Origin of the sequence: Vibrio sp. ES.051, from assembly GCF_002563795.1 — a bacterium.
GTDB lineage: Bacteria > Pseudomonadota > Gammaproteobacteria > Enterobacterales > Vibrionaceae > Vibrio.
On the sequence record NZ_PDJL01000004.1, the window covers coordinates 498,030 to 523,529 of the forward strand.

Consider the following 25,500-nt stretch of genomic DNA (forward strand, 5'->3'; position numbering starts at 1 on the left):
AATAAAAGTCCCACAAAATGTTGAATTTGTCTTCAAACGTTCGCGAATAAAACACATTAATCATGATGTTTGGCTATGCTTTGAGGACGGAAATTTCACGTTAAATTTTTTTTCTTCCATCCGCACGCAAGGGTATCAGTATTGACAGAATATGATATACTCTGCGCGCACTTTATACCTTATTAACAGAGTAAGACAATGACTGATTTATCAAAATACAGAAACATTGGTATTTTTGCTCACGTAGACGCGGGTAAAACTACCTCTACAGAGCGTATCCTAAAGCTAACTGGTAAAATCCATAAAATGGGCGACAGCCACGATGGTACAACTACTACCGACTTCATGGAGCAGGAAGCTGAGCGTGGTATCACGATCCAGTCTGCAGCAACAACTTGTTTCTGGAAAGATCACCGTCTAAACATCATCGATACTCCAGGACACGTTGACTTCACAATCGAAGTTTACCGTTCTCTAAAAGTACTTGACGGTGGTATCGGTGTGTTCTGTGGTTCTGGTGGTGTTGAGCCTCAGTCAGAAACCAACTGGCGTTACGCTGACGAATCAAAAGTATCTCGTCTGATCTTCGTTAACAAACTAGACCGTATGGGCGCAGATTTCTACAAAGTTGTAGATCAAGTACAAAACGTTCTAGGTGCAACTCCTCTCGTTATGACTCTACCTATCGGTATCGAAGAAGATTTCGTCGGTGTTGTAGACGTATTAAGCCAAAAAGCATACGTATGGGATGACACAGGTCTTCCAGAAAACTACGAAGTTCAAGACGTTCCAGCAGACATGGCAGACAAAGCTGCTGAATACCGTGAAATGCTGATCGAAACTGCTCTAGAGCAAGACGAAGATCTAATGATGGCTTACCTAGAAGAAGGCGCAGAGCCGTCTCTAGAAGACATCAAGCGTTGTATCCGTAAAGGTACACGTGACCTAGCATTCTTCCCAACTTACTGTGGTTCTGCGTACAAGAACAAAGGTATGCAGCTTATTCTTGACGCGGTAATTGATTACCTACCATCACCAACAGAAGTTGATCCACAGCCTCTAACTGACCCAGATACTGGTGAGCAGACTGGTGAAGTTGCAACAGTATCTGCAGACGAGCCATTACGTGCGCTTGCATTTAAGATCATGGACGACCGTTTTGGTGCGCTAACCTTTATCCGTGTTTACTCAGGTAAGATGAAGAAAGGTGACACAATACTTAACGCTGCAACTCGTAAAACAGAGCGTATCGGCCGTATGGTTGAGATGCACGCAGACGAGCGTAACGAGATTGATTCAGCACAAGCTGGTGATATCATCGCTGTTGTTGGTATGAAGAACGTTCAAACTGGTCACACGCTATGTGATCCTAAACATGAATGTACTCTTGAGCCAATGATCTTCCCAGATCCAGTAATCTCTATCGCAGTGAAGCCTAAAGACAAAGGCGGCAGCGAGAAAATGGGTATCGCGATCGGTAAAATGGTTGCAGAAGATCCATCTTTCCAAGTTGAGACTGACGAAGATTCAGGTGAAACCATCCTTAAAGGTATGGGCGAACTTCACCTAGATATCAAAGTTGATATCCTAAAACGTACTTACGGCGTTGAGCTAGAAGTGGGTGCTCCTCAGGTTGCTTACCGTGAAACAATCACTCAAGCAATCGAAGACAGCTACACGCACAAGAAGCAGTCTGGTGGTTCAGGTCAGTTCGCGAAAATCGACTACCGTATCAAACCAGGTGAGCCAAACTCAGGCTTCTCGTTCAAGTCATCTGTTGTTGGTGGTAACGTACCGAAAGAATTCTGGCCTGCAGTAGAAAAAGGCTTCGCTAGCATGATGGATACTGGTGTTCTAGCTGGTTTCCCTACTCTAGACGTAGAAGTTGAACTATTCGACGGTGGTTTCCACGCAGTTGACTCTTCAGCAATCGCATACGAAATCGCGGCGAAAGGCGCATTCCGTCAATCGATGCCTAAAGCTGGTGCGCAACTTCTTGAGCCAATCATGAAAGTTGACGTGTTCACGCCAGAAGATCACGTTGGTGACGTAATCGGTGACCTTAACCGTCGTCGTGGTATGATCAAAGACCAACAAGCTGCATCTACTGGTGTACGTATCAAGGGTGATGTACCTCTATCAGAAATGTTTGGTTACATCGGTACTCTACGTACAATGACTTCTGGTCGTGGTCAGTTCTCTATGGAGTTCTCACACTACGCACCATGTCCAGCAAACGTTGCTGAGCAAGTAATTGCTGACGTTAAAGAGCGTAACGCTAAGAAGTAATTCTTTACGTTAACTCTATGACTTTAAAGCCCCGCCTAGAGCGGGGCTTTTTATTATCGATAACTTGAATTCAACGGCTCTAATCGCGCATATATTAGTAGCGAAGAAATACGAAAACATTTTGGAGAATTGGCCTGAATATAGGAAATTAGCACTCCTCAATGCCAGTTGAGAAGTGCAACTAAAATTATAAATCTTCTTCCCACACGACTAATTCACCCTTCGGCCAATTATGGCCAATTTCATGATACTTTTGTTCCAGTACATGACGTTTAATTTTTAAGGTTGGAGTAAGCACACCATTCTCGATACTCCAAGGGTCCTTAATCATCAATACGCCTTTGATTTGCTCGTGAGAAGCCAGTTCTTGATTCATTCTCGCGATGACTTTTCGTGTCGTGCGAGCGTAACGTTCTCTATTGAAGTTTGGGAAATCATGTGGCACAACCAAAAGAATTGGTGCTGGCAACCCTAATCCTATTAAGCACATCATTTCTACACGACTGTACTCAAACAGTTTGTTCTCGATAGGTACTGGAGCAACAAACTTGCCTTTGGCGGTTTTAAAGGTATCTTTTTTACGGCCTTGAATGGTTAGATAACCTTCTGTATCAATGGCGCCGATATCACCAGTATGTAACCAACCGTCTGAGTCAAAAGATTCTTGGGTCGCAATGTCATTTTTATAGTAACCAGAAAATAGCCCTTTTCCGCGAACCATGATTTCATCATCCTCCGCGATTTTTAGCTCAATGCCAGGGCCTGCATTACCTACGCTCCCAATTTTGTCCGCTCTAAATGGGTAGTTGAGCGTGCTATACGCGAAGGACTCTGTCATCCCCCACGCCTCAGTGATATTCAGACCGATCGAGTGATACCATTGCAATAGAGCTGGTGAGACGGGCGCAGAGCCACAGCCTAATACGCGAGCCTGATCCAAGCCTAATCCATCGGCTAGCTTTTTCTTAATTAATGAATTTACGAACGGTATTTTCAGCAAGAAGTTGAGTTTTTTCTGTGGCAGCTTATCTTGAATGCGTTGTTGGAATAATGTCCATAACCGTGGCACAGAGACAAACAGCGTTGGCCGATGCATTTTGACATCTTCAATAAAAGTATCGAGAGATTCAGGAAATGCGGTGGTTACGCCGGCCATGATCGACGAGCCGAAAATGTAAACCCGCTCGGTAATGTGGGCCAGAGGCAGGTAAGAAAACAGGCGATCATTCTCTTGAATACCAATATGGTTAATGAGCTGTTGAACGGACCAACTGAATGCACCATAAGTGAGCATGGCACCTTTAGGCAGTCCGGATGTTCCCGAGGTGTATACCAAAGACATTAACTTATCATCGTGGTGTTGTGGACGCTCTTTACTTGGCACTGCATCTTCGAGTAGGGCTTTGAAGTTGTACTGGCATTGTGGGGCGGTATCGTAAGGTAAAGCGATACTAATCAGCTCTGGCATGGCATTAATAACCTGCTGAGTTGCGGTTGGGTCATCTAACTTACCCGCAATCATCGCTTTGCTTTCACTGTGGGTAACACAGTATTCAATGGTCTCCGCAACGGCAGTTGGAAAGATCGGCACGCTGACGTAATCACCGAGCATCATCGCCAAATCACAGATGAACCATTCAGCACAATTCTTTGAGACTAGAGCAACTTTATCACCAGGTTGCACCCCTAGACTGCGTAGAGCACTGACCAGCTTTAGTGCTTGATCGGCAACTTCTGCATAAGTGTATTCCACAAACTGTCGGTTAATAATTTGTTTTAGATAGACCTCATTTGGGCGTTCTTTAGCCCATTTGAGAATCATTTCATTTGGTGGTGGGAGAGCGCAATCAGCAGCGCTATTTAGGTTCGGCTGATTCATTTTATGTGACTCCATGTCTTCTCGTTGTATTTATACTTGTTAACGCATTGTTAACTCTAGCATGTTAAATCACGACTCGGGAATGGATTTTGATGAAATATGTGGGAAAGATAGCGTTAGTTATGATTGAAGTCGAAGCGCTTCTATCTAAACAACAATGTGATTGATGTTACACACAAGAGAAGACGGTTTTTAGTTGCTCTGTCATATCAAATTCATACGAAGAGCACAGGTAAGCAATTTATTTTATTAATAATATTGCGAAAACTTAGAATCTATTCTAATTGTTTATAGACTAGTGGCTTAGTGTTGAAGATAAGTATAAATGTCTCCTAATGTCTTCAAAGCGAGAAACCTGAATTTATGTAGTGGTGTTGAAGTAACTATACGGATGTTACTTTGAAAAGTTGGGGGCTTCACCTCAAGCTACTGCCTGAGATTACTTGGGTACGATCATCAGAAAAAGGAAAGATGTGATGTTACGGAAGACTTTACTGGGTACCTATCTTTGTAGTTTATTTATTGCAGGAAATGTACATGGTGCTGAAGGAGATGATATTCCTCAACGCGCCCAAACGGTTGGTGATGTCATTGATCGTCCTGGGGTTCTCACACCTAAGGGAAAATGGTCATTTGATTCATCTTTAAGTTATACGCAGAACTCTTCGAATAAAGTATCTGTTGTTGGTTATACCGTGCTACCAACTTTGATTGTCGGGCGAATTGAAGTGAGTGATTCGGATAGAACAACGGTAACCGTTGGCTTAACCGCAAGATATGGTTTAACAAATGCCACAGAGTTAGAGGTTCGAGTACCATACGTGTATCGAAATGATCAAGTTTCCACACGCCCTATTCAAGATGGTTCAGACAGTGAAGTAGTAAACACCACAGTGGATGGGGGAGGGCTTGGTGATTTAGAGTTCGCATTGAGGCATCAGTTTAACTTTGAGTCTGCGCCATATTGGGTAGGTGGCCTGAGAATAAAATCAGATACAGGTCGATCGCCTTATGATGTTTCTATTGAAGACGGAAGTAACTCATTTAGTGATGTCCCTACTGGCTCGGGTTTTTGGAGTTTTGAGCCTAATTTATCTCTTATTCACCCTGTTGACCCTGCAGTTTTGTTCGCTAGTTTAAGTTACATTTATAACTTAGAGGATACTGTTACAGTTGGCGATACAAAAGCTGATGTTGAACTTGGTGACACTATTTCTCTTTCTGGGGGGATGGGGTTCGCGGTGAATCCTGATCTTTCATTTTCTTTGGGGCTTAGCCATAAAACAATTTTAAAAAGTAAAGTGAATGGTAGATCGGCAGATGATGCAAAGTTACTTCAATTAGATGCGATGACTTTTGGGATAAACTACGCCTTTAGTCAACGCTCATCTATCAATATCAGTGCTCAAGCAGGGCTTACTGAAGATACGCCCGACTTTCAATTAACGGTGCGAGTCCCTTTTAATTTGTAACGTGGATATTAGGTCCTTTATTTTTGAGCCTAATTCATCTTTAAATATCTGATATTAGTATTATGAAGTGACCTGATTACATTAAAATAGGTATTTATTCTCTGGAATATACTCACCGATTGGTATTATGAAATTTATTTTATCAGGAGTTTATAGATATTGATAATTGCTTGTGCTACTTACTTGTAACTATTTTATTTATTTCCAATAGAAAACGAAATGTGCTCATTGAAGGTGATTTAACAAGGCATCTTCTAGTTGTTGATTTGCTTTTATCTCCTGTATTACGCCATTTACTTGAGCATCAATGTCAACGAGTGTACTTAGGCCAATAACACTGTTATCTTTCGTATTTTGAATAATATTTATAATACTTGAATTTATAAACTCTGAACTTATTATACTTGGTTTTTGAGGTGACGGCATTTTTGGTGAACCTATAGAATCATCTCCAATAATATTCCCTTCACCGAATTGTATGATGTTAACAATACCTTGGTTTAAAACATCTCCATTTTGACTGTCATTATTTGCGCTGATATTTTTTAAATTACCATTTTCAATGACTAGGTTGGCAATGTTTGTGTTCAATATATCATCACCATTTATAGTGGTAGTAATACTTAACCCAATATTGATAATATAGTCGTCCGTCACTTGAAAACCGCCTCGATATTCTTCCAGAGATGAATCTGGTAAAGGGGAAAGTTCTTGAAGACTGAGTTTTTTAGCACTTACATTAAAACTAATTATTAGTATACAAAGCACTAACAATAAATTATTACCGTTCATAATGTTGGCCTTTCACGTAATGTTTTCCCATCACAAATACTAATTTTCGCCGGAGATAGGTAATGTAATACTAAATACACCTAAAGAGTCTCTAGATACCCCTGTTTCTAAGGGTGATTTTTGATATACCGTAAACTTGTCATCAGTAATAAAGCCAGAACGTCCCATTTCTGCTTCGTTACGGACCAGTAACACAATACCTTGATAATATTTTTCAAACTCATCAAGTTTCATAGTCATGGTTCCTCTTGAAGGATCACCGATAATCACCGAATGGTTATTTATTCCTCTGATTACAACAAAGTGCATATACCCATCAAAATTAACAAGAGTAATTCCAGGAACGCCAACTTCTCGAATTTTTTTCAATCCCACTTGAAACCCATCTGAACTTAAACCTATAGAATCCAAATAAATTTTCATATCCAACAAAGAAAAACCTTTTTCTTTGATTTTTTTCTTATCACCTTTCTCAAACATGCTTTTAAAAATATCTTGTTCAGATGATTTTGTTGCATAATGAAAGGTTAGTAGTGACGCCAGTGCAGCAGAGCCACAACTAAAGTCATATTGCTGACGAAATACATCTCCAAACACTATCTCTTTATAACTTTTTACAGGTACTGAGTAATGTGCTCGATGAGGTAGCAGTTCTAATGAATTGGCTGATACTGAGAACACGAGCATCAGCCAAGTTAAGTTACGTAATATTTTCATATTATTTACTTGAGTGTCAGGTTAACGACGGTAGAGTTCTGGATTAAAACGTTACTTCCGCTGTTCTGGATTACGTTTGATATACCCGAACTGTCTGCGAACGCTCCACTTGATAGTATATTGTTACCACTCACAGTGTTTGACGCGACATTATCTGACGAAATACCATTGATATCTGATTCTGCATAAACCAAGTCGAGTTCAACATTTTGTCCACCTCTTGATTCATTCATGATATCCAAGCTAACTTCTCCGCCAGATAATGCAATGTCATCAGCGAGTGCAGTGCAGGCAACTATCATACTCAAAGTACAGATTGCCAAACGCATCGCTTTCTCCCACTAGTCGGTTATTCACCTCCAGTAAACACACTTGCATTAGTTGTAACAGATTGCTGCACAAGTGAATTTGAGCCGGCATTTTGACCAACAGTAGTAATACCAGCAGCGCCACCAAGACCACCAAGTCTGTTCATGTTTTCAACTCGAACTCGAGTATCATCTGCGTTAGTTGAATAAATAACAGATGCACCTGTAACACCACCCATTAGGCTTGAGCTAGCAACAACCATGTCTGTATCCATATGGACTTGATTGAAGCTATCAACATTTGTTGAGCTCGAGTCGCTTTGATAGTTGCTGTTGTCATTAAAGCTGTTCGAGTTTGTTGTGCTTGAATCAGCGTAGCTACGGTTGTCACTCTGATTACGGTTGTCGCTTTGATTACGATTATCGCTGTTATCGTTAAAGCTACTGTTGATGCTAGAGTCACTGTTGTCGTTGTTGCTACGTCTTACAGTAGTACTAGAGTCGCTGTTGTCGTTGTGGCTTCTGTTAGTGTTAGTACTGGAATCACTACTATCACTAGTTAGGCTCACATCAAGGTCAGCGCTAGTACTGTTGTCATTAGCATTAGATGAACTGTTGTCGTTGTGGCTTTGAGCCGTGTTCATGCTCGAATTTGAGTTATCACTGTTGTCGTTAAAGCTATCGCCTACACCTAGTGAAGCGCTAGTACTGTTGTCATTAGCATTAGATGTACTGTTGTCGTTGTGGCTTTGAGCCGTGTTCATGCTTGAATTTGAGCTGTCACTGTTAGTGTTACTATTGTCGTTAAAGCTATCACCTACACCTAGTGAAGCGCTGTTATCACTGTTGTCGTTAAAGCTATCACCTACACCTAGCGAAGCGCTGTTATCACTATTGTCATTTAAGCTGTCAGACAAACCAATAGAGGTATTTGCACTGTCAGTCCATTGCATGTTGTCATCACCATCATCGATTTCATTCGCGATAAGAGAACCGCTGCATAAAATTGCTGACATTGCGATAGCAAGCCCTGTTTTGTTTAGAGTCATAAAGATTACTCCATGTCCTGTTATTTTTAATTAAAAATGACTGCACTTAACTTCTCATCCCTGCTTCCTTCAGTTTTGTGGTGGAAGCGATGAAATTATAAGAAAGGATCAGTAAAAGCTGTTCTCATTATTGAGAATGTTATCTGTAGAAAGGTAATATTTGAATGGAATGCTTTAAGAGGTTGTAGAAAAAACAAATATAATCATAAGTTTATTTTTTAAGTTTATTTTAAGTACCCATCAAGTATGAAATGAAGCCAATATAAAGAAGTAATAAGTTTTATGAAACAGAGCTGATCAGTCACACTCAGTTTATGGGACATTTTAGCTAAATTATCGGTTCTTTTATTTAGTATTATAAATCATGTATTTATGTGGTTAATGACTGAAAATTATGGATGAAGTTTGTAGTGTGGTCGTACTTTTTAAGCCTTTTTCGGCATCAGAAACCAATGCGACTTCATTCTGAAGTGCTATATTTTCTACTTAAAATGAAAATAAATTCTTTTTGCTATTCCTTGCAATCACAAACAGGGTGTAGCGAAACACAGATAAGTTAATGTGGTGGGATTATGGAAAAGAAGCACTTGCTATTGCTAGCTGAGAGGAGTTTACAAAGTAATTTAATAGAAAAGCAATTATCTTCTATTCATGATGTTGAAGTTAAGACAATGGAACCTAATGAATTGGTTTTCAAAAGCCATTCACTCAAGATTGACTTGATGTTTATTGATTACGATTTTATGCGTCAACTTGAAATGCAAGGAAAGCTGCCAGATTTTGACTTATTTGGGTGGTCTTTTATGCTCCATAACGTCCCATGTGAAAAAGTACAAACGGACTTGCTGCATTGGAAGTTGTTAAAAGGAATCTTGCTCCGAAGCGCATCGGTGACACACATATGTGATGGAGCGGAATACGTATTGAAAGGCGGCTTGTGGTTGCCAAGGATGTACCTAGAAAAGTTAGTTCTCAATTATAGGCATGCAATTTTATCCGAAGAGCAGCAGCATGATGAATTAACGTGCAGAGAAAAGCAGATTCTAGAGCTACTTGTGTACGGCATTTCAAATCAACAAATTGCTTCGCGACTTTTTTTATCTGAAAGTACAGTTAAAAGCCATATATATAAATTGTATAAAAAACTCGATGTACACTCTCGTCATGATGCAGTTAAGTTAGTGCGCATGAACAATGGTTTAACAGGAAGAAGCTGAATAGTTAAACCATGGTATACGCTCTTGAATCAAGTGTATTGAGGCTGTGTGGCTATCTATGTATATGTCAGGATACGTCGCAAATATGGAGTGGTACTATCTTCTCTTCGTGATGCTCTCTTAGTCGGGGGATATACTCCAATATTGCTAAACTTATCTAAGAAAACGGGCACTTGTATTCAAACGCCCGTTAAGCGTTTATTTATTTTTGGCGCTTACATTGCGCCAGTGATAAGACCCGCAGCAACAAAAAATACAATCATCCATAATACGGAAAGGTTAAGCTTTTTGTGTAGATAAAGACCAGCGGTCACCACCGCTATATCGATTGGCGCAACCACTGCGCTAGTGAATACAGGCTGATAAAGTGCCGCAAGTAGCAAACCAACCACCGATGCGTTGACACCGTTGATGGCACCTGATATTGCAGGTTTTCCAGCCAGCGCTTGCCAGTTTTTCAGCACCCCCAGTAATAATAGAAAACCGGGCAAAAATACCCCAAGCGTTGCCACAATTGCGCCCAGAATCGGCGTGTCCGAAAGCTCATAACCAATAAAGGTGGCAAAGGTAAACATTGGGCCCGGTACTGCTTGCGCGGCAGCGTAACCAGTTAAAAATGCGTCTTGGCTGAGCTGGTCGCCCACGATGTTTTGCAGCAGCGGCAGCACTACGTGACCGCCCCCAAACACTAAACTGCCTGCTTGGAAGAAATCACTGAACAAGCCGAGCAGAGGTAAAGTGTGAGCCACTAAAGGTAAGCCGAGCAAAAGCAATGCAAATAGTGCCAATGGTGCGATAAATGGTTTAAACGGTTTTTCAGGTACGAATTCTTTCTTTAGGTATTGCGCTCCAATGAAACCTGCCACGACCAGTACCAGCATTTGCGTCATGATGCTTGGGACAACTAAGAGAGCCGTGGCCGTCGCCACACACAAGCCAGCGGTTAGTTTGCTTTGGCAAAAATTTTTGTACATTCCCCAAGTGGCATCCGCCACCACGACGACGGCGAGCAGCTTTAAGCCGTGAACGATACTTTGAAATAGATCTGTCTCGGTAATTTGGCTGCTCGCCATTGCTAGAGTCAACATGATCAGCACAGAAGGAAGCGTGAAGCCGATAAAAGCCGCGCATGCGCCACCTAACCCCCCACGTTTGTAGCCCAAAGCAAAGCCGACTTGGCTAGACCCCGGCCCCGGCAAAAACTGACTCAATGCGACAATTTGAGCGTACTCGTTGTCATCCGAGATTCCGCAGCCAATTTAGGAATAAACCGCTTCATACAGTACGCCAAGAAGCTTAAGCAGCCGAGTCTGATGCTCCTGAACACCCGTGATGAAGCTTTGACCGCCAAATTCGAGTGTGTCGATACCTTCGAATTTTAAGAATACCCAACGTGCCGTCGGTTTGGTTGTCGTCTTGTTCTTTACCATGCTAGGAAAGAATTCCTCGGTCTTAGTGAGACTCTCTCGGATTTTGTGCTCTAAGCTTGCGTAAACGAGTAGGCTAAGCGTCATGATCATCAGCAATGCCTCGATTCGCTGAGGTTTCTTCAGGAAAATTGATGATGTTAGGAACTCAGGGCTCTTCAAGAAGCGAAATCCGCGCTCTACCTTTTGCTGAGACTTGTAATGCTCAAGTAACGCAGCCATTGTTAGATCGGCGTAGTCAGTATCGTTGGTGGCGAGAATAAACATACCTACTTTAAGCTTGGCCATCTTCACTTTTTCTAGATCGGTATAAGGCGTAGCATCTATCAAATAGTGGTATCCCGTTGGCTCTGCGTCTTTCTTCGGCCGACCGCGACCTGAATAGATTGGCTCTTTAACAATGGTTGGTTGTGCAAAGCCAAGCAAATAACACTGGCTAGCGAAGTCGCTCATTGCTTGCTCGGCATCCACTGCGCAAGCAAACTTCTTTTTCATTAGTTGTCCCAGTGCTTTCAGCTCTTTGGTGATATTTTTGTCTAAGTTCTTATAGAACGTTGCTTCTTCTCGCTTGGTTGCTTGTTCACTATGAACCAATAGCCACTTCTGAGATACCGAGCCATAGTCAGCATCAACCCAGCAACCCGAGTAACCATTGCCGATACGGCTCAACTGCTCTGGCTCAAGGTTCATTAAGGCTTCTTTGGCTGACTTAATGGTCATTGGAACACGCGTAATAAACTTCTGTTGTTGCTCATCCAGTGAACGAATGCTTTCCTCGGTGTATAGAGCGGCATCGGCGATGAAGTAGCGACTGTTTTGAGCTGCCTTTAGGCAATGAATATGCCGTTTAGTGACCTCTGAAAATGCCTTAGCATCATTGGTGTTGCCACTGAGCGCTTGCATGTAAACAGGTAGGCCGGCTTGGTTTTCACAAATCAACTCAAGGACCACTTGATTTAGCTCTGGACGGTGGTCTCGGCTGTAGCCTTTTACCAGTTTGATGGCATTAAGATCTTCGTCTTGGATGTATTCACCGTCGACATGAAAACTCGTGATATCAAGGTGGACAGAGTCTGCTTTAAGCCCAAGCTTATCAACGACATGCTCTGCAATCGCTTGATAAAGTGCGGACACATCTGCTTCATATAAAGCATCTAACGTACGTCCGAGTACATCGTCAGTTAAATGGTGCGCTTCAATGTCTTTAGCGAGCAACTTGGCAACAGGCTTCGTCTCGAAGAAGTCAGAGAACATATGCAGCGTTCTACTGTGAAAGCCAAGACCATTAAGAATCATTGCTAAGACTGCATCGCCGTGTGAGACGTTGTGATCCGAGTATTTGGGAATGATGCGATCAATAATGCCTGGTAAACCGACTTCATGACAGAAAGCAGCGATTAACCCTAAGTGGTCTAGGCGTTTAATGACAGGTTGAGCAGCAGACATAATAAGTGACCGTTAAATAACAGTAATAGATCAAAACTGGGGATCGCGGTCAAGATGTCTGTCGCACTAACAGTTGTAAACGATCACTGGATCACATTATTTTAATTCTGAAATTGGCTGCGGAATGACGGGTCATCAATCCATTTGAGTTTTTCTACGAAGGTTTGACGGAAATAGCCAATATGAGCTGCTGGGCCGCCAAAGCTGAACCAACCCAGCCAGAAAAAAGTGTTGAAGATGGTAAACATGTTGAGCCTGTTTATCTAAAAGCATTGTGGCTAATTTATTTAATGCTCTAAAATGATTCAAATTGATAATTTTCATTTCATCTATGAATAAACTGGGATAAGGGGTGGCCGTGAAAGAGGACATTCAGTGGCGTAATATTGATTTGAACTTATTGGTGACGTTCTCCTATTTATACCGCTATCGAAGTGTCAGCTTGGCAGCGGAAAAAAGCCATGTCAGCCAATCAGCCATGAGTCATAGCTTGTCTCGTTTGAGATTGTTATTTGATGACACACTTTTTGAGCGCAAAGGGCACAAGATGGCTCCTACCGAGCACGCTCACCACATTGCACCAACTGTGCATCACTTGCTCGATTCTATGGCTAAGGATCTGTTTACCCAATCTGTTTTTCAGTCAGAAAACTACTCAGGTGTGTGTCGCATTGGGCTGACAGATTATGCCGAGTTTATTTTTGCTCCACGACTCTATGACGAAATACGTAAACACGCCCCAGAAGCACAAATCAGTTTTATCAACGTCAATCGTAGTAACTATGTGGCGTTAACCGAGCACGAAAAACTGGATGTCGTCATTGGTAGTATGTCCGTATTGGATGACAATTTTGCCAACTTGTATTTGTACACGGAAAAGCACGTGTGCTTGTGTGATAAACGAGTATTGAAAGGGGAAGCGCAGTTATCACTGCAAGCGTTCGCCAACATAGAACAAGCCTTGGTTAGTCCTGATGGAAGTTTAAAGACACAAGTAGACCAAAAGCTTGCAGAGCATGGTTTGAGTCGTCAGGTGACCGTTGCCTCGCGCAACTTTCTTACTATTCGACATCTACTCAAACATCGTAACTTGATTGCCATTGTGCCGGAGAAAATGGCCTTAGCAGAAGGCTTCTTTGACGAGCTTGTCACGGTTAAGCCACCGATATCCGTGGCGGATTTTGATATTGCCATGCTGTGGCATACTAGCCGAAATAACGAAGACAAAGGTATTTGGTTGCGAGAGTTAGTCGCCAGAACGATCACCTCCCAAATGTAAAAAGAGCACCGTACGGTGCCCAAATGTATCCGTCGTTGAGAGCGAATGATATTGTTTGAAAAGCGGGTGTGGCTTCTCAAGCATGCTCGAATTGATTGAGTTTAGACGGAGGTGAAGGAAGTTTTCCCAATGGTTAAGTTTTCATTTCCTTTCGGAGCAATGTACTTATGTTGGAGTACGAGCTGTTTTCGCCGCTTGCGTAACATAAATCACAGAACTGCCGCCGATGTATTGTGAAAAATGCTTATGAATAATCTGAGAAAGATACGAGTAAAAATTTAACTGATACAAAATAGTGAAAACGTTTTACCTTGACGTAGTTGGAAGATTATCGAGTCGTACCGCGTAGCTTGAGTTTGCTTGGTACATACACCTGTAAAGGAAGGGTGCGCCCGTCACGATACTTCTCAACTAATAAGTTAACGGCTTGGATCCCCATCATTTCAGAATGAATGCGAACGGTGGAGAGAGGGGGGAAGGTAAAACGCGCAGTGGGGATATCATTCACACTGATCAGAGCAATATCATCGGGGATGTTTAAACCAAACTCATGGATCGCCCGTAACACGCCGATTGCGATTGAGTCAGAGGCGATAAACATTGCTTTAGGAAAATCACCTTTAGCCAACATTTCTTTGGCTAAGTCGTAACCGGATAAGCTTGAAAAATCGCCACGGTAAATGTCCTCTTCAGAGACGACCCCTTTTAGGCTACCGTATTCCACAAACGCATTTTCACGAATGTCTGCAGTATTTAGTTCGTCTTGACCACCAATAAAACCGACACGTTCATAGCCTTGCTTTACAAAGAAATCAATGGTTTGTTTGCTGATCTTAACTAGATCGATATCAACACAATCGCAACGGCTGGTTGGATCAGAAAAATCGATGTAGCACATGCGTTCGGCTAAACGCTTAGGTAATGTATTGACCACCGTTTGGTTGACTTTTCCGACTAAAAGAACACCGGTGATCTTTTGCGTTTCAACATCAAGTTCGCTGTTGTAGCAATTGGTTAAAGTAATGCCCAGTTTGTCGCACTGGGTTTCTATCCCATGACGAATCGACAAGTAGTACGGGTCATTCACTTCTGCTTCTGGCTTGTAGTTATACAAGGCCAAAAAGTGATGTTTTTGCTTCGTTTCTTTGGTGGCTTTTTTGGCGCTGCTGGTGCGGTACTCTAGCTTTTCTGCAATCTCGAAAATACGGCGTTTGGTCTCTTGCTTAACGCTCAACGTCGGATCGTCATTTAATACCCGTGATACGGTTGCAAGTGAGACGCTCGCTTCTGTGGCGATATCTTTTAATGTGGCCATGTAACACGTCCTGTTGGCATTACTCACAGTCCGAGTGAGAACTCAGTCATTCTGCCATTGTAAACAGCTGCTTAGGTATAGACAAACTTTTAGTAAAACAGTGCACCCTTCAGATGAGAAGCCGATATTAAGCAAATGAGTACGATCGGCTCAATCCTCCCATTGCTTCATTTAACTACACTCTAGTGTAAGTTGTGTGTTTGTATGATTTTGTGGAAACGTTTACACTCTTTGAAATTGATCACGGAACTGGGTAGGGATTCATTGTTAGACTTTTAACCAGTTAAGAAATGGCGTATCGACTTGGCATTGGTTAAACAGGCTCAACCGAATCCGAGACACGATATCGAGCATGAAGCAGTAATAGTGGAGAAGCAAAAGTGAAAGTTCTTATCACAGGCGGTATGGGTTACATCGGTAGTCACACATGTGTTCAGATGATGGAAGCGGGCATGGAACCAGTCATCGTCGACAACTTATGTAATGCCAAAATGGAAGTGCTAAGCCGAATAGAAGCGCTAACTGGAAAGCGCCCGACCTTCTATGAAGGCGATATTCGTGATGAAGCCTTCTTGGATTCAGTATTCGCCAAACATGATATCCAAGCGGTGATCCACTTTGCGGGTTTAAAAGCCGTTGGCGAGTCAGTCGCCAAACCGTTGGAATATTACGACAACAACGTCAACGGGTCATTGGTGTTAGCACGCAGCATGCGTAAAGCAGGTGTGAAGAGCATCGTATTTAGCTCATCAGCAACGGTTTACGGTGATCCAGAGATTGTCCCAATCACAGAAGAGTCGCCAACAGGCGCAACGACGAACCCTTACGGTCGCAGTAAATATATAGTGGAAGGGTGTTTGAGTGACCTATTCCAGGCCGAAAATGACTGGAGCATCACTTTGTTGCGCTACTTCAATCCAGTCGGTGCTCATCCATCGGGCACCATGGGCGAAGATCCACAAGGCATTCCTAACAACTTAATGCCATTCATCGCGCAAGTGGCGGTCGGCCAGCGCGAGAAACTGTCGGTCTTTGGTGGCGACTACCCAACGCCAGATGGCACCGGTGTACGTGATTATATACATGTAATGGACTTAGCTGATGGTCATATTGCTGCGCTAAACACGGTGGGTGAGAAAGCAGGCTTACATATCTACAACCTAGGAACAGGTAAAGGTTCAAGTGTTCTAGAAATGATAGCTGCATTTAGCGCGGCTTGCGGTAAACCTGTGCCTTACGAATTATGCCCTCGCCGTCCTGGCGATATTGCCGAATGTTGGGCAAGCACGGAAAAAGCAGAGCGAGATCTAGGCTGGAAGGCAACACGCAGTGTGGCAGAAATGACCGCGGATACCTGGAAGTGGCAGTCAAAGAACCCTAAAGGTTATTCCGCTGCGTAATTGAAGTTGCCGTGTTGTTCACTACGCCTATCGTTTTTTTCGGCGCGTATTTGAAGATTGAAGAATTTTTTAAGAGTTGAGTAAGTAAGATGTCGAAAGTTGAATTTAACCCAGTGGATCATCCACACCGTCGTTATAACCCACTCACGGGTCAATGGATTTTAGTTTCACCGCACCGTGCAAAACGTCCTTGGAGTGGGGCCGATGAAAAGCCTGCGGTGGACGAGCTGCCAAGCTATGACGAAAAATGTTTCCTATGCCCGAGCAACGAACGTATTTCTGGTGATGTCAACCCTGATTATCAAGGAACGTATGTATTTAATAACGACTTTGCCGCATTAATGGTGGACTCACCTAATGCGCCAGAATCAGACAGTCCGTTATTCAAAACGCAAGGTGTGCGCGGTTTGAGCCGAGTGATTTGCTTCTCGCCTGATCACAGCAAAACATTACCGGAGTTACCCGTCGACAAAATCCGCGGCGTGATTGATGCGTGGAACGAGCAAATCGAAGAGCTCGGGAAGGACTATGTTTGGGTTCAAGCCTTCGAAAATAAAGGCGAAACCATGGGCTGTTCTCAGCCTCATCCACATGGTCAGATCTGGGCAAACAGTTTTTTACCTAATGAAATTGAACGCAAAGAGCATAATCTAAAAGCTTACTACCAAGAACACGGCAGCAACTTGCTGGTGGATTATGTTCAGGCTGAAGTAAAAGATGGCTCTCGTATCGTAGTTGAAACCGAGCACTGGGCTGCGGTTGTGCCTTATTGGGCCGCGTGGCCATTCGAAACCATGCTGTTGCCAAAAACACATATCCGTCGTATGAGCGAGTTGAGTGATGCGCAACGTGACGATTTAGCCGTCGCGCTCAAAAAACTCACGAGTCGTTACGACAACCTATTCCAATGTTCATTCCCTTATTCAATGGGTTGGCATTATGCGCCATTCTTTGAAGAGGGGACTGATATCGACCATTGGCAGCTGCACGCCTTATTTTATCCGCCACTATTGCGGAGCGCGACGGTTCGTAAGTTCATGGTGGGTTATGAAATGCTGGCAGAAAGCCAACGCGATCTCACCGCAGAGCAAGCGGCGCAGCGTCTGCGTGATTTAAGCGACGTGCACTACAAAGAACAATAACCTCTGTCATATTTGAAGCTGCAGCGTTGTTGACTGCACAAACTCTGCCTAATCACATAGAGAATCTATGCGCATAAGGTTGAATTCGTTTGTCGCCTAGCTGCAACTCCAACTATTTAAGAGGCGTAATAATCGTGGCTTGAGGTTCGAGCTGCTATTAAAGAATTAAACAGTTTGAGAATTTACTATGTCTGATCTAATCCAAAACGTGAAAGCGTCTTTTGAGCAAGTGTTGGGCTACGCGCCTAGCCATATCATCCAAGCGCCTGGTCGTGTGAACTTGATTGGTGAGCACACCGATTACAATGACGGCTTTGTCCTACCGTGTGCGATTAATTACCAAACCGTTGTGGCGGCAGCCAAGCGTGAAGACAACCTAGTTCGCGTGGTATCGGTTGATTATGGCAATGCGGTTGATGAGTTCGATATCACGCAAGAGATCACCTTCCAACAAGACAAAATGTGGGCGAATTACATTCGTGGAGTGGTGAAGTGCTTGTTGGCACGCGGTTACCAATTCACTGGTGCGGATATTTCGGTGAGCGGCAACGTACCTCAAGGCGCAGGTTTAAGCTCGTCGGCGGCACTTGAAGTGGTGATCGGTCAAACCTTCAAAGTGCTGTTCAATCTAGAAATCAGCCAAGCTGAAATCGCGTTGAACGGTCAGCAAGCTGAAAATGAATTTGTTGGCTGTAATTGCGGCATTATGGATCAAATGATCTCGGCGGAAGGTCGAGAAAACCACGCGATGTTATTGGACTGCCGTAGCCTAGCAACGGAAGCGGTGTCGATGCCTGAAGACATGGCCGTGGTGATCATCAATTCCAACAAAAAGCGCGGCTTGGTGGACAGCGAATACAACACCCGCCGTCAGCAGTGTGAAGAAGCGGCGCGTATCTTTGGTGTTAAAGCGCTGCGCGATGTCACCATTGAGCAGTTCAACGAAAAAGTCTCTGAGCTGGATGAAATGGTAGCAAAGCGTGCGCGTCACGTGATCACCGAAAACGACCGTACGGTTGAGGCAGCGCAAGCGTTACGGACGCATGATATGAAGCGCATGGGGGAGCTAATGGCTCAGTCGCATGTATCCATGCGTGATGATTTCGAAATCACGGTCAAAGAGATCGATGTGTTAGTGGAAATGGTCAAAGAAGTGATTGGTGACCAAGGCGGCGTACGTATGACAGGTGGCGGCTTTGGTGGCTGTATTGTGGCGCTCTTTCCACCAGCGTTGGTTGACGAGGTGAAGGCGGCGGTAGAAGCCAAATATCATGCGCTGACCGGCTTAAAAGAGTCGATTTATGTTTGCCAAGCTCATGATGGCGCGGGTCTGGTTGAAGCGTTGTAAGGGCGAGAGATGAAAGCGTATTTTGAACAGTTAGATCAAGCGATGGCGCAAACGCCGTCGTTTGATGGCCAAACCGCAAAGCTCATCCATCTTATTAACGCGAATGGCATGACGGCATCATTTATGGATATTGGTGCGACTTGGTTGAGTTGCACGCTGCCGGTAAATGGTGAACACCGCGAAGTATTATTGCGTTCGCCAAACATGGCAGAGCACATGCAGCAAGATGTGTACTTTGGCGCCATTGTCGGTCGTTTTGCTAACCGTATTGCAAAAGGTCGGTTCGAGGTCGATGGAAAGGTTTATCAGCTCGACATCAATAACGGTGAAGACTCGCTGCACGGTGGTGTGGAAGGCTTTGATAAACGCCGCTGGAAAATTGTCGAGCAAAGCGCTCAGCAAGTCATGTTGACGCTTCACTCACCGGACGGTGACCAAGGTTATCCGGGAAACCTTGAGGTTACAGTCACATACACACTCACCGATGAGAATGAATTGCTTATTGCCTACAAAGCGAATACTGACCAGACATCTCCGGTGAACTTAACCAACCACGCTTACTTTAACTTGGCTGGCGAGGCGAGCAGCGCGAAAAGTTTGGATCATACCTTGCAACTTAACGCAGAGCATTACTTACCAACGGATGCGGGGCTAATTCCTACCGGTGAACAACAGCCTGTGTGTGGCAGTGGTTTTGATTTCACCGAGCCAAAATGGGTTGGTCGAGCATTTCTTACCGATCAGGATCAAAAAACTGCGGGGGGTTACGACCACACCTTCGTGTTTAAGCCGGAAGTGAGCGATGGGGTGTCTGTCGCCGCCGTTCTGATTGCGCCGAAAGAAGATGTGGTGATGAAGGTTAAAACCACCAAACCCGCCATCCAATTCTATTCAGGAAACTTTTTAGCAGGCACACCGGGCGCAAGTAAAACGTATGAGCTTTACGATGGCCTTGCCCTAGAAACCCAATATTTTCCTGATGGACCAAACAAACCAGAATGGGGACGCAACAATGGAATGTTGAGTTCTGGGGATTGCTATCAGCATCAGACCGTGTATCAGTTTGAATTTTAGATAGTATTTTTGGGTGGGCTACATGCCCACCTTTTTTGTTTTCGTCGAAGCGGAACGGGTGATGAGTTCAGTACCATAGCGTCTTAGACACTCGTTCACTTTTGAGTTTAACGGATCAGTATTAAGAAGATTGCTCGCTTTTTTTGTTTTTCCAATCCGCTTAGGTGTATAATCTCGCGCCCTAAAAGTGAGCTCATCACATCGTCTTGAATAAGCGCATGCCTTCAGCGTTTTTCGATTTGAGTAACTATTATTTGAGTAAAGGGTACGTGAGTTCACTCACTGTTGATTGCGAAACTAACCTGCGAATTAGACTATGAAATTTATTGTAAAGCCCCATCCAGAAATTTTTGTTAAAAGTGAATCTGTGCGTAAGCGCTTCACAAAGATTTTAGAGTGCAACATTCGTAACATCGTTAAAAACCGTACCGAGTCGGTCGCGGTCTTTAACCGTCGTGACCACATTGAAGTGACCGCTGAGAGTGATAAGTACCACGCTGAAGTTTTAGAGATCCTGACACACACGCCAGGTATTCATCATGCCCTCGAAGTTAAGCAGACAGAATTTACAGATTTGCACGATATCTTCGAGCAAGTGCTAGAGCTAAACCGTGCCTCCCTTGAGAACAAAACCTTCGTCGTGCGCGCTAAGCGTCGTGGTAAGCACGACTTTACCTCTATCGAACTAGAGCGTTACGTTGGCGGTGGTTTGAACCAAGCGATTGAGAGCGCGAGCGTTAAGCTGCGTAACCCTGATGTAACCATCAACGTTGAAGTCACGAACGACACGCTAAACCAAGTACTGTCTCGCCATAAAGGGCTCGGTGGCTTCCCGCTAGGAACTCAAGAAGATTTACTGAGCTTGATCTCGGGTGGTTTTGACTCTGGTGTTTCTAGCTACCTACACATCAAACGCGGTTCAAAAGTACATTACTGTTTCTTTAATCTCGGTGGCCCTGCCCACGAAATTGGTGTTAAACAGGTTTCTCATTACCTATGGAATAAGTACGGATCTTCTGCAAAAGTACGCTTCATCTCGGTGGATTTTGAACCAGTGGTTGCTGAAATTCTAGAAAAAGTCGATGACGGCCAAATGGGGGTGGTTCTAAAGCGTATGTTTATGCGTGCCGCAGGCATGATCGCGCAGAAGTTCAAGATTGAAGCGCTGGTCACTGGTGAGGCACTTGGTCAGGTATCGAGTCAGACGCTGACAAACCTTCGTCATATCGATAACGTAACCGACACCCTGATTTTGCGTCCGCTTATCAACTGGGACAAAGAAAATATCATCAATTTAGCGCGTGAAATTGGCACTGAAGACTTCGCTAAAACGATGCCAGAGTACTGTGGTGTAATTTCTAAGAAGCCAACAGTGAAAGCAGTGAAAGCTAAGTTAGAAGCGGAAGAAGAGAAGTTTGACTTCGGTATCCTTGAGCAAGTGATTCGAGATGCACGTGTAATGGACATTCGTGATATCGCCAAAGAGTCTCAGCAGGCGGCACCAGAAGTAGAGCAAGTTCAAGCTGTTGAAGATCACGCGATTGTACTCGATATCCGCAGCCCTGAAGAGGAAGACGACAACCCTCTAGAAATTGATGGCGTTGAGGTTAAACACATCCCATTCTTCAAGCTGGGAACGCAGTTCGGTGACTTAGACCAATCTAAGACATATCTACTGTATTGTGACCGTGGGGTAATGAGTCGTCTACAAGCGCTTTACCTACAAGAGCAAGGTTTCAAAAATGTAAAAGTTTATCGCCCATAGTAGCGTGGTAAAAAATACGTTTAAAGGCGCAAATTGAATGTTCAATTTGCGCCTTTTTTGTTTTGGAGAGTGAAATCGAAGTTTTTACTCGGCATCATATTGAGTCGCATCGACAAGGCATATCGTCCGTGTTGATATAACGATAATTAATCCGAAACGTGGACAAAAAGTGATATTAGTGCCAGATATGAAGATGAGATTTTCGATAGATAAAAAAACACCGCCTATTAAGGCGGTGTAACAAATTTGACAGACAGGTCAAAATAAATACAGGAAGTATATGTTTTGCCACAGGGAATGTAGACAATACATTATGGTAGAAACCTACCTAACTCGAAATACGAGTTTGCAAACACAACATCGCAACAACGAAGCCAATTGATTTCTAAAGAAATCAAGCCGTTCAGGCTCGTGTTGCGGGGTGAAATATAGAATTTATCTGGCTGTTCGACAACGGACATTTTATAATGTTTCAGATTAAAAAAACTAATCCTATTTGAGGTCCCACATGTCTCGCAGATTGCCTCCATTAAACTCGCTTCGAGTCTTCGAAGCGGCCGCTCGTCATCTCAGTTTTACTCGCGCTGCAGAGGAGTTGTTTGTAACTCAAGCCGCAGTGAGTCACCAAATAAAAGCGCTAGAAGAGTTTCTATCCCTCAAGCTTTTTCGTCGTCGTAACCGCTCTTTGTTACTTACCGAAGAAGGGCAAAGTTACTTTTTAGATATTAAAGATATCTTTACTTCCATTGCAGAGGCGACCGATAAGGTATTGGAACGCAGTGAGAAAGGGGCATTGACCATTAGTTTACCGCCAAGTTTTGCTATCCAGTGGTTAGTGCCTCGTTTGGCGGATTTTAATGCACAAGAACCGGACATCGATGTGCGTATTAAAGCTGTGGATATGGACGAAGGTTCACTGACTGATGATGTGGATGTGGCGATCTACTATGGCCGTGGGAATTGGCCGGGTTTGCGCGCGGATAAATTGTATCAAGAGTTTCTGATCCCACTTTGTTCACCTTCGTTACTTTTGGGCAACAGGCCATTAGAATCTCTAAGTGATCTTAAGCTGCATACTTTGTTACATGATACTTCACGTAAAGACTGGAAGCAGTTTGCGCGTCATTACAATATCGAAGGTATTAATGTGAACCATGGTCCTATCTTTAGTCATTCGACGATGGTGCTACAGGCCGCGGTGCATGGCCAAGGGGTCGCCCTCGGTAACAACGTATTAGCCAAACCAGAAATGGAAGCTGGCCGACTCATCGCGCCATTTGATGAGGTATTGATTTCTAAGAATGCATTCTATGTGGTATGTCATGAGCAGCAAGCTGATATGGGACGAATCGCGACGTTTAGAGATTGGATGTTAGCAACCGCGAGAAAAGAGCAAGAGGAAGTATTAGATGAGCCAATGGATAGTTGAGGGACCTGAAAACGGACCTCTGTTTATTTTTGCCCATGGCGCAGGGGCGGGGATGGATCACGATTTCATGACGTCGGTTGCGAAAGGGTTAGTTGAGCAAGGAATTCGCGTGGTGCGATTTAACTTCCCTTACATGGTCAAACGTGCAGAAGACGGGAAAAAGCGTCCACCCGACCGCGCTCCTAAGTTGCTTGAAGCTTATAGCGAAGTGATTGCTCACTTTGCCTCTCAACCTATTGTGATTGGTGGTAAATCCATGGGCGGTCGTATGTCGAGTTTATTGGCTGAAAATGAGCTGGTGGCAGGCGTAGCGTGTCTAGGTTTTCCATTTCATCCGCCAGGAAAACCAGAAAAATTCAAAGGCGATCATTTAGCCAATATCGAGAAACCCACGCTGATTCTCCAAGGTGAGCGAGACACTTTTGGTAAGCGTGAAGAATTTGATGACTTTGTGCTTGCTGAGCAAATAAAAGTGAGCTTTTTACCTGATGGGGATCATGGCTTTAAACCGCGTAAAAGGTCTGGCTATACAGAAGCAGGGAACATTGCGCTTGCAGTGCAGCAATTAGCGGCGTTTATTAAAGAGGTATACCGTGAGAAGTAAGTGGCTACTCTCGTTTTCTGGCTTTTCAGGTCTAGTCTCTGTTGCGCTCGGTGCCTTTGCAGCGCATGGGTTAAAAGCGACACTGGCGCCTTATTTACTTGGTGTGTTTGAGACTGGAGTGTTATATCAATTCATTCACACGTTGGCGATTGTGTTTTGCGCCGTTTTATTGTTATTGAATTTGGGACAAAAAGCACAAAAGTATTTTTTCATTGCAGCGATTTGTTTTATCATCGGCATCCTTTGTTTTAGCGGCAGTCTCTACGCGCTGGCGCTGACGGGCATTAAATGGTTTGGGCCGGTCACTCCAATGGGAGGATTGATGTTCATGCTCGGTTGGTGTCTGTTCTTTTTTGCTGCGTTCAATATCAAAGAGGTCTCCAAGTGAAACAACTAATGCTCTATTGCCGTTCTGGCTTTGAGAAAGAGTGTGCTGGTGAAATTCAGGACAGAGCGACACAGTTGGAAGTGTATGGCTTCCCGCGTGTGAAAAAAAACTCCGGTTATGTTGTCTTCGAATGTTATCAAGATGGAGATGCAGACAAACTGGCGAGAGGTTTGGACTTTAAGTCGCTGATTTTTGCTCGTCAAATGTTTGCGGTTGTCGCTGAGTTTCAATCGCTGCCAAGTGATGATCGTATTAGCCCAATTTTGAATCAGTTGGCGGACATCGAGGCGTTTCCTCGTTGCGGAGATTTGAGAATTGAAACCCCAGATACGAATGAAGCAAAAGAGCTATTGAAGTTTTGCCGTAAGTTTACTGTTCCAATGCGTCAAGCGTTGCGCGGTAAAGGTTTAATGCTGAGTAAAGACAACGCGAAAAAGCCAGTACTGCACATTTGCTTTGTTGAGCCTGGTCACTGTTATGTAGGTTACTCGTACACAGACAATAACTCACAGTTCTTCATGGGGATCCCTCGCCTGAAGTTCCCTGCGGACGCGCCAAGTCGTTCAACGCTGAAACTGGAAGAAGCATTCCACGTCTTTATCCCACGTGAAGAATGGGACGAGCGTTTGGCTCCTGGCATGTGGGGCGTCGATTTAGGTGCATGTCCGGGTGGTTGGACGTACCAATTGGTGAAGCGTTCCATGTTCGTTCACTGTGTTGATAACGGCATGATGGCAGATAGCCTGATGGAAACGGGCCAAATCAAGCACCATATGGTGGATGGCTTTAAGTTCGAGCCAGACCGCAAGAACGTAACTTGGATTGTTTGTGACATGGTGGAAAAACCAGCACGCGTTGCGCACCTTATGGGACAGTGGTTATTAAAAGGTTGGGCGAAAGAAGCGCTCTTTAATCTTAAGCTGCCGATGAAAGGCCGTTATGATGAAGTGCTGCAAGATCTTGAAAACCTAAAACTGTTCCTGATTGAGAACAAGGTAAAATTTAGACTCCAAGCCAAACATTTGTATCATGACCGTGAAGAAATCACGATTCATATTCAGTGCTTATCCAACATCTCTCCGCATTAATGTGATCGGATTGAGCAATGCAAAAAAGCCCCTACTTCAGGGGCTTTTTTTATGGGCCGTGTCCAACCGTGA

Annotated in this window: 20 protein-coding genes and 2 pseudogenes; 13 read left to right on the forward strand and 9 right to left on the reverse strand. The window is 43.9% G+C overall.

The genetic code is table 11. The features are described from left to right. Positions 1 to 198 precede the first annotated feature (198 nt). Positions 199 to 2,289: an elongation factor G gene (gene fusA, locus ATG66_RS08700; RefSeq protein ID WP_098414920.1), complete on the forward strand. Its 2,091-nt coding sequence runs from the start codon at positions 199 to 201 to the stop codon at positions 2,287 to 2,289. Between the two features lie 187 nt (positions 2,290 to 2,476). On the opposite strand, the gene ATG66_RS08705 is transcribed toward fusA, so the two are convergent. Continuing rightward, complete coding sequence (locus tag ATG66_RS08705; protein WP_179885627.1) at positions 2,477 to 4,168, reverse strand: AMP-binding protein; 1,692 nt, start codon at positions 4,166 to 4,168, stop codon at positions 2,477 to 2,479. 476 nt (positions 4,169 to 4,644) lie between these two features. Here ATG66_RS08705 and ATG66_RS08710 point away from each other — a divergent pair, with 476 nt between their 5' ends. Further along, the gene (locus tag ATG66_RS08710) at positions 4,645 to 5,640 is read left to right on the forward strand and encodes a transporter (RefSeq protein WP_098414922.1); all 996 of its coding nucleotides are present in this window, start codon (positions 4,645 to 4,647) and stop codon (positions 5,638 to 5,640) included. A 225-nt stretch (positions 5,641 to 5,865) separates the two neighbouring features. Here ATG66_RS08710 and ATG66_RS08715 read toward each other — a convergent pair whose 3' ends face one another. Genes ATG66_RS08715 through ATG66_RS08730 form a run of 4 tightly spaced genes read right to left on the reverse strand, consistent with a single transcriptional unit; the run spans position 5,866 to position 8,506 of the window. After that, positions 5,866 to 6,432, reverse strand: coding sequence for a hypothetical protein (locus ATG66_RS08715; RefSeq protein ID WP_098414923.1), 567 nt, complete (start codon positions 6,430 to 6,432; stop codon positions 5,866 to 5,868). 39 nt (positions 6,433 to 6,471) lie between these two features. After that, entirely contained in the window at positions 6,472 to 7,149 is a 678-nt protein-coding gene (locus ATG66_RS08720) for a C39 family peptidase (RefSeq protein WP_098414924.1), read from the reverse strand. Positions 7,150 to 7,154: 5 nt separating this feature from the next. Next, positions 7,155 to 7,478, reverse strand: coding sequence for a carbon storage regulator (locus tag ATG66_RS08725; RefSeq protein ID WP_098414925.1), 324 nt, complete (start codon positions 7,476 to 7,478; stop codon positions 7,155 to 7,157). Between the two features lie 20 nt (positions 7,479 to 7,498). Continuing rightward, on the reverse strand, positions 7,499 to 8,506 hold the full coding sequence (locus tag ATG66_RS08730; protein ID WP_098414926.1) for a dentin sialophosphoprotein: 1,008 nt from the start codon (positions 8,504 to 8,506) through the stop codon (positions 7,499 to 7,501). 572 nt (positions 8,507 to 9,078) lie between these two features. Here ATG66_RS08730 and ATG66_RS08735 point away from each other — a divergent pair. Continuing rightward, complete coding sequence (locus tag ATG66_RS08735; RefSeq protein ID WP_098414927.1) at positions 9,079 to 9,723, forward strand: helix-turn-helix transcriptional regulator; 645 nt, start codon at positions 9,079 to 9,081, stop codon at positions 9,721 to 9,723. A gap of 215 nt (positions 9,724 to 9,938) precedes the next feature. On the opposite strand, the pseudogene chrA reads toward ATG66_RS08735, so the two are convergent. The 3 genes and pseudogenes from chrA to ATG66_RS08750 all read right to left on the reverse strand — a co-directional run. Then, positions 9,939 to 10,964, reverse strand: a pseudogene (chrA, locus tag ATG66_RS08740) (chromate efflux transporter); the annotation flags it as partial. 18 nt (positions 10,965 to 10,982) lie between these two features. After that, positions 10,983 to 12,596, reverse strand: coding sequence for an IS1634 family transposase (locus ATG66_RS08745; protein WP_098414114.1), 1,614 nt, complete (start codon positions 12,594 to 12,596; stop codon positions 10,983 to 10,985). 122 nt (positions 12,597 to 12,718) lie between these two features. Next, positions 12,719 to 12,844: pseudogene (locus ATG66_RS08750) on the reverse strand (chromate transporter); the annotation flags it as partial. A gap of 110 nt (positions 12,845 to 12,954) precedes the next feature. Between ATG66_RS08750 and ATG66_RS08755 the strand changes: the two are divergent. Then, a complete protein-coding gene (locus tag ATG66_RS08755) occupies positions 12,955 to 13,875 on the forward strand; it encodes a LysR family transcriptional regulator (protein ID WP_098414930.1) in 921 nt (306 codons plus the stop codon). A 328-nt stretch (positions 13,876 to 14,203) separates the two neighbouring features. Here the strand turns inward: ATG66_RS08755 and ebgR are convergent, their stop codons facing one another. Then, a complete protein-coding gene (ebgR, locus tag ATG66_RS08760; protein WP_098414931.1) occupies positions 14,204 to 15,190 on the reverse strand; it encodes a transcriptional regulator EbgR in 987 nt (328 codons plus the stop codon). 380 nt (positions 15,191 to 15,570) lie between these two features. Between ebgR and galE the strand changes: the two genes are divergently transcribed. The 9 genes from galE to rlmM all read left to right on the forward strand — a co-directional run bounded on the left by galE (position 15,571) and on the right by rlmM (position 25,428). Beyond that, entirely contained in the window at positions 15,571 to 16,590 is a 1,020-nt protein-coding gene (gene galE, locus ATG66_RS08765; RefSeq protein ID WP_098414932.1) for a UDP-glucose 4-epimerase GalE, read from the forward strand. A gap of 89 nt (positions 16,591 to 16,679) precedes the next feature. Next, positions 16,680 to 17,732, forward strand: a complete 1,053-nt coding sequence (locus ATG66_RS08770) for a UDP-glucose--hexose-1-phosphate uridylyltransferase (protein ID WP_098414933.1) — start codon at positions 16,680 to 16,682, stop codon at positions 17,730 to 17,732. Positions 17,733 to 17,919: 187 nt separating this feature from the next. Continuing rightward, positions 17,920 to 19,080 (forward strand): galactokinase, encoded by a 1,161-nt coding sequence (gene galK, locus ATG66_RS08775; protein ID WP_098414934.1) that lies wholly within the window; start codon positions 17,920 to 17,922, stop codon positions 19,078 to 19,080. Between the two features lie 9 nt (positions 19,081 to 19,089). Beyond that, a complete protein-coding gene (gene galM / locus ATG66_RS08780; protein WP_179885628.1) occupies positions 19,090 to 20,154 on the forward strand; it encodes a galactose-1-epimerase in 1,065 nt (354 codons plus the stop codon). Positions 20,155 to 20,470: 316 nt separating this feature from the next. Continuing rightward, entirely contained in the window at positions 20,471 to 21,919 is a 1,449-nt protein-coding gene (gene thiI / locus ATG66_RS08785) for a tRNA uracil 4-sulfurtransferase ThiI (protein WP_098414935.1), read from the forward strand. Positions 21,920 to 22,427: 508 nt separating this feature from the next. After that, on the forward strand, positions 22,428 to 23,348 hold the full coding sequence (locus tag ATG66_RS08790) for a transcriptional regulator GcvA (RefSeq protein WP_098414936.1): 921 nt from the start codon (positions 22,428 to 22,430) through the stop codon (positions 23,346 to 23,348). Beyond that, complete coding sequence (locus tag ATG66_RS08795) at positions 23,329 to 23,952, forward strand: alpha/beta fold hydrolase (protein WP_098414937.1); 624 nt, start codon at positions 23,329 to 23,331, stop codon at positions 23,950 to 23,952. Before ATG66_RS08790 ends, ATG66_RS08795 begins: the two co-directional genes overlap by 20 nt. Next, positions 23,942 to 24,340, forward strand: coding sequence for a DUF423 domain-containing protein (locus tag ATG66_RS08800; protein WP_098414938.1), 399 nt, complete (start codon positions 23,942 to 23,944; stop codon positions 24,338 to 24,340). The genes ATG66_RS08795 and ATG66_RS08800 overlap by 11 nt, the downstream gene beginning before the upstream one ends. After that, positions 24,337 to 25,428, forward strand: a complete 1,092-nt coding sequence (gene rlmM / locus ATG66_RS08805; RefSeq protein WP_098414939.1) for a 23S rRNA (cytidine(2498)-2'-O)-methyltransferase RlmM — start codon at positions 24,337 to 24,339, stop codon at positions 25,426 to 25,428. The genes ATG66_RS08800 and rlmM overlap by 4 nt, the downstream gene beginning before the upstream one ends. Positions 25,429 to 25,500: the final 72 nt, after the last annotated feature.

Excerpts from the sequence above, each read along its gene's own strand:
- fusA (WP_098414920.1), top strand. The coding sequence starts at position 199 with ATGACTGATTTATCAAAATACAGAAACATTGGTATTTTTGCTCACGTA.
- ATG66_RS08705 (WP_179885627.1), bottom strand. The coding sequence starts at position 4,168 with ATGAATCAGCCGAACCTAAATAGCGCTGCTGATTGCGCTCTCCCACCA.
- ATG66_RS08710 (WP_098414922.1), top strand. The coding sequence starts at position 4,645 with ATGTTACGGAAGACTTTACTGGGTACCTATCTTTGTAGTTTATTTATT.
- ATG66_RS08715 (WP_098414923.1), bottom strand. The coding sequence starts at position 6,432 with ATGAACGGTAATAATTTATTGTTAGTGCTTTGTATACTAATAATTAGT.
- ATG66_RS08720 (WP_098414924.1), bottom strand. The coding sequence starts at position 7,149 with ATGAAAATATTACGTAACTTAACTTGGCTGATGCTCGTGTTCTCAGTA.
- ATG66_RS08725 (WP_098414925.1), bottom strand. The coding sequence starts at position 7,478 with ATGCGTTTGGCAATCTGTACTTTGAGTATGATAGTTGCCTGCACTGCA.
- ATG66_RS08730 (WP_098414926.1), bottom strand. The coding sequence starts at position 8,506 with ATGACTCTAAACAAAACAGGGCTTGCTATCGCAATGTCAGCAATTTTA.
- ATG66_RS08735 (WP_098414927.1), top strand. The coding sequence starts at position 9,079 with ATGGAAAAGAAGCACTTGCTATTGCTAGCTGAGAGGAGTTTACAAAGT.
- ATG66_RS08745 (WP_098414114.1), bottom strand. The coding sequence starts at position 12,596 with ATGTCTGCTGCTCAACCTGTCATTAAACGCCTAGACCACTTAGGGTTA.
- ebgR (WP_098414931.1), bottom strand. The coding sequence starts at position 15,190 with ATGGCCACATTAAAAGATATCGCCACAGAAGCGAGCGTCTCACTTGCA.
- ATG66_RS08770 (WP_098414933.1), top strand. The coding sequence starts at position 16,680 with ATGTCGAAAGTTGAATTTAACCCAGTGGATCATCCACACCGTCGTTAT.
- galK (WP_098414934.1), top strand. The coding sequence starts at position 17,920 with ATGTCTGATCTAATCCAAAACGTGAAAGCGTCTTTTGAGCAAGTGTTG.
- galM (WP_179885628.1), top strand. The coding sequence starts at position 19,090 with ATGAAAGCGTATTTTGAACAGTTAGATCAAGCGATGGCGCAAACGCCG.
- thiI (WP_098414935.1), top strand. The coding sequence starts at position 20,471 with ATGAAATTTATTGTAAAGCCCCATCCAGAAATTTTTGTTAAAAGTGAA.
- ATG66_RS08790 (WP_098414936.1), top strand. The coding sequence starts at position 22,428 with ATGTCTCGCAGATTGCCTCCATTAAACTCGCTTCGAGTCTTCGAAGCG.
- ATG66_RS08795 (WP_098414937.1), top strand. The coding sequence starts at position 23,329 with ATGAGCCAATGGATAGTTGAGGGACCTGAAAACGGACCTCTGTTTATT.